At 63.9% G+C, this 3,178-nt stretch carries 3 protein-coding genes and 1 pseudogene; 3 read left to right on the top strand and 1 reads right to left on the bottom strand.

All coding sequences use genetic code 11. The features are described 5' to 3' along the window. The coding region (locus JHD07_RS24450; protein ID WP_291626715.1) for a FixG Ig-like domain-containing protein at window positions 1–299 on the top strand (299 nt) is incomplete at its 5' end. 88 nt (window positions 300–387) lie between these two features. On the opposite strand, the gene JHD07_RS24455 is transcribed toward JHD07_RS24450, so the two are convergent. After that, a complete protein-coding gene (locus JHD07_RS24455; protein WP_291626717.1) occupies window positions 388–1,251 on the bottom strand; it encodes a transglutaminase family protein in 864 nt (287 codons plus the stop codon). Window positions 1,252–1,432: 181 nt separating this feature from the next. Between JHD07_RS24455 and JHD07_RS24460 the strand changes: the two genes are divergently transcribed. Both JHD07_RS24460 and JHD07_RS24465 read left to right on the top strand, forming a co-directional pair. Beyond that, on the top strand, window positions 1,433–2,371 hold the full coding sequence (locus JHD07_RS24460; RefSeq protein WP_291626719.1) for a transglutaminase family protein: 939 nt from the start codon (window positions 1,433–1,435) through the stop codon (window positions 2,369–2,371). 87 nt (window positions 2,372–2,458) lie between these two features. After that, window positions 2,459–3,178 (top strand): annotated as a pseudogene (locus tag JHD07_RS24465) (GNAT family N-acetyltransferase); the annotation flags it as partial.

The raw sequence follows: 3,178 nt of genomic DNA on the forward strand, positions 1-3,178 counted from the left end.
GCGGTGTGCGCAACGACTACACCGTCCGCATCCTCAACAAGGGCCCGCAACGATCGTTCGCGATCGAAGTCTCGGGCCTGCCCGGTGCGACGCTTCGCGTTGCGGGCATCGCAGCGAGCTCCGACGGCAAGCCCGTGGTCGAGGTTGGGCAGGATCAGACCAGCGAAGTCCGGCTGTCGGTGCAGGTCGGCCCGGCCGATCTGCCGAGGACTTCACGCGACGTCGATATCGCCATCACCGACATGGCCAGCGGCGAGCGCGCGGCTGCCCGCGACCATTTCGTCCCGGGTGACCAATAGCCACCCGGTAAGACATCGCCGGCACAGAAGAGGAATGGACGGTGTAGCCGCTCACGACCGGAACTGGAGGCGCCCACCGTCCGCCAACTCAAGCGAACAGCCGCTGCTCCCGCGTCATTGCAGGCCGGGTCGGAATGGCATCGCAGTCCCGTACCTCGTTCGTGATCACCTTGAATCGCACGAGTTCCGCCTGGCCAAAAGCGGTCGAAATAGCGACGTCGGCTGCATCCCTGCCGCGTGCGATCACAACGCGGCCGATGCGGGGATGATTGTGCCGCGCGTCGAACGTGTACCAGCGTCCGCCGATATAGGCTTCGAACCAGGCGCTGAAATCCATCGGCGCCGGATCCGGCGGCACGCCGATATCGCCGAGGTAACCGGTGCAGTAGCGGGCCGGGATGTTCATGCAGCGGCACAAGGTGACGGCCAGGTGCGCGAAGTCCCTGCAAACTCCGATCCGCTCCTGGTGGCCTTCGGAAGCCGTGCGGTCGCTTCGCGCGAATTGATATCCAAACTTGATATGGCTGTGAACATAGTCGCAGATCGCCTGGACGCGCCGCCAGCCGCCGCTGATGCCGCCGAACGTCGACCAGGCCAAATCCGTCAGGCGCTGGGTGTCGCAATAGCGACTGCCCAGCAGATACACCAGCGCCTCGTCGGGAAGCCGGTCCAACGGGATCTGTTCGGCATGAGGCGCAACCTCGTCGGGCAACCCGCTATCCTCGATGATGAACTCGTTTTGGATATTGATTTGACCGACAGGAGCGACAAGCCGCGTGCAGACATTGCCGAACCCATCCTTGTAGTTCCTGAGCGCAACGTTGGGCGACACCCGGATGGCATGGTCGGTCAGAAGGTCGCCCTGCCTTGACGGATGAACGGTCAGCATCAGCACCATCGGCACGTCCTGAAAACAGTTGAACGCAATGTCGTAGCCTGCCCGGATCCTCAAGATCGTGTCCTCTCGCATCGCCATTGATGTCGATCGACAAGCTCCGCGGGGGACCATTGGTTCCGCGTGCGCTACCGCGAACCTGCTGAAATGCAAGGCACTTGTTCGGTGTGCACGCACAATTGGGCTCTTGGAACCGATACAGAAGCAGGCTCATATGGTGCGAGCCTGAGTACAACAGATGCCCCTCTATTCCGTCCACCACAGCACGACCTACCGCTACCGACAGCCCGTCAGACTCGGACAGCACCAATTGCTGTTTCGTCCGCGCGACAGCTTCGATCAGCGTCTGCTCGCATGCCGGCTCGCGGTGCGCCCTGAACCATCGGAAATCCGCTGGATCCACGATGTATTCGGCAATTGCATAACCCTCGTCGATTTTGCGGCCCCGACCGACGTGCTGGAATTCGAGACCACGATCCGGCTGGAGCATACACCCGAGAACGCGCCGGATTTCCGGATCGAGCCATACGCCCGCGAGCATCCGTTCGCCTATGACGAGACCGAGTTGCCGGATCTTGCACCGTACATGCTCCGGCATCATCCCGGCGACGTCGCCGTCGACGACTGGGTGTCGAAATTCATTGCGCCCTCGTCGAGCCGGCCGACGGGACAGCTGCTGATGACGCTCAACGAAGCGATTGCCGAAGGCTTCTCCTATCGGAGGAGAACATCGCACGGCACGCAAACGCCCGCCGAAACGCTCGAGCTGCAGCAGGGAACGTGTCGCGATTTTGCCCTGCTGATGATGGAGGCCGCCCGATCGCTCGGTTTTGCCGCCCGCTTCATCACCGGTTACGTCTACGTGCCCGACCGCGACGGCCCGGCACGGCTGGGCGGAGGCTCGACCCACGCATGGTGCTCGATCTATGTGCCGGGTTCGGGCTGGGTCGAGTTCGATCCGACCAACGGGATTGTCGGAAACCGCGACCTGATCAGGGTCGGAGTTGCCCGCACGCCGGCGCAGGCGATCCCGCTTTCGGGGTCCTACTGGGGGGAGGCGGGCGACGAGCTCGGAATGGAGGTCGCGGTCAACGTGAAGACGGAGAGCGGGCCGGAGTCAGAGGAGACAGGCACGGCGACGCCGGATCGGGCTGCGGTATCCTCAACGGGACGTTAACGGGACAGCTCGAATTGATTCCGTGGCCCAACGCTATTTTTCCGATCTTTGCGCTAAGCATGGCCGCGAGATCGGGGACGACGGGAAATGGTCGATATCGCGCAACAGGCGACGCTTCATCCGGGCTCGGCAGGAGATGCCGGAGCCTCGCGCGCGCCCGTTCCGCTCACGATGATCGACCGTGGCCAGTGGCGCGCGCTGGCGCAGCGCGCGATCGAGGCGAACGGATATTACCTGCCTGCCTGGGAGCTCGCCGTCAGCGCCACTGCGCGCAACCGCACGAACGCCTCGGCGCTGCCAGCCTTCGACGGAACATCGTCGCGGCTGATCGGGCTGATGCCCGTGATGTCGCTGTGGCGCGCCCTGAAGATCCCCCTGCCCGCGCTGGTGAGCGCGCATCCCTATGGGACGCTGTGCAGCCCGCTGATCGACCGCGACGCTTCGATCGAGGCGGCCACTCAACTGTTACAGCAGGCACGCGAGGCCGGCGCGCATGCGCTCTTGCTGAACGACGTCGCACTCGACGGTGCTGCGATGGATGCGATCAAGCAGGTCCTGACCCGCGACGGCCTGAAGCCGCGCGTACTGTCCTCATACTTTCGCGCCAGCCTCGATGCGACGCAGGATGCCGAAACGCTGCTGCGCGAGGCGCTCGGGACCAAGAAGCTGAAGGAACTACGCCGTCAGCGCCACCGCCTCGAAGAGCACGGTCCCGTGACGTTCGACGTTGCGCGCCGGATAGACGACATCAAGCCGGCGCTCGAGACATTCCTGCAGCTCGAAGCCGGCGGCTGGAAGGGCAAGCGC

Origin of the sequence: Bradyrhizobium sp. (assembly GCF_016462955.1) — a bacterium.
GTDB lineage: Bacteria > Pseudomonadota > Alphaproteobacteria > Rhizobiales > Xanthobacteraceae > Bradyrhizobium.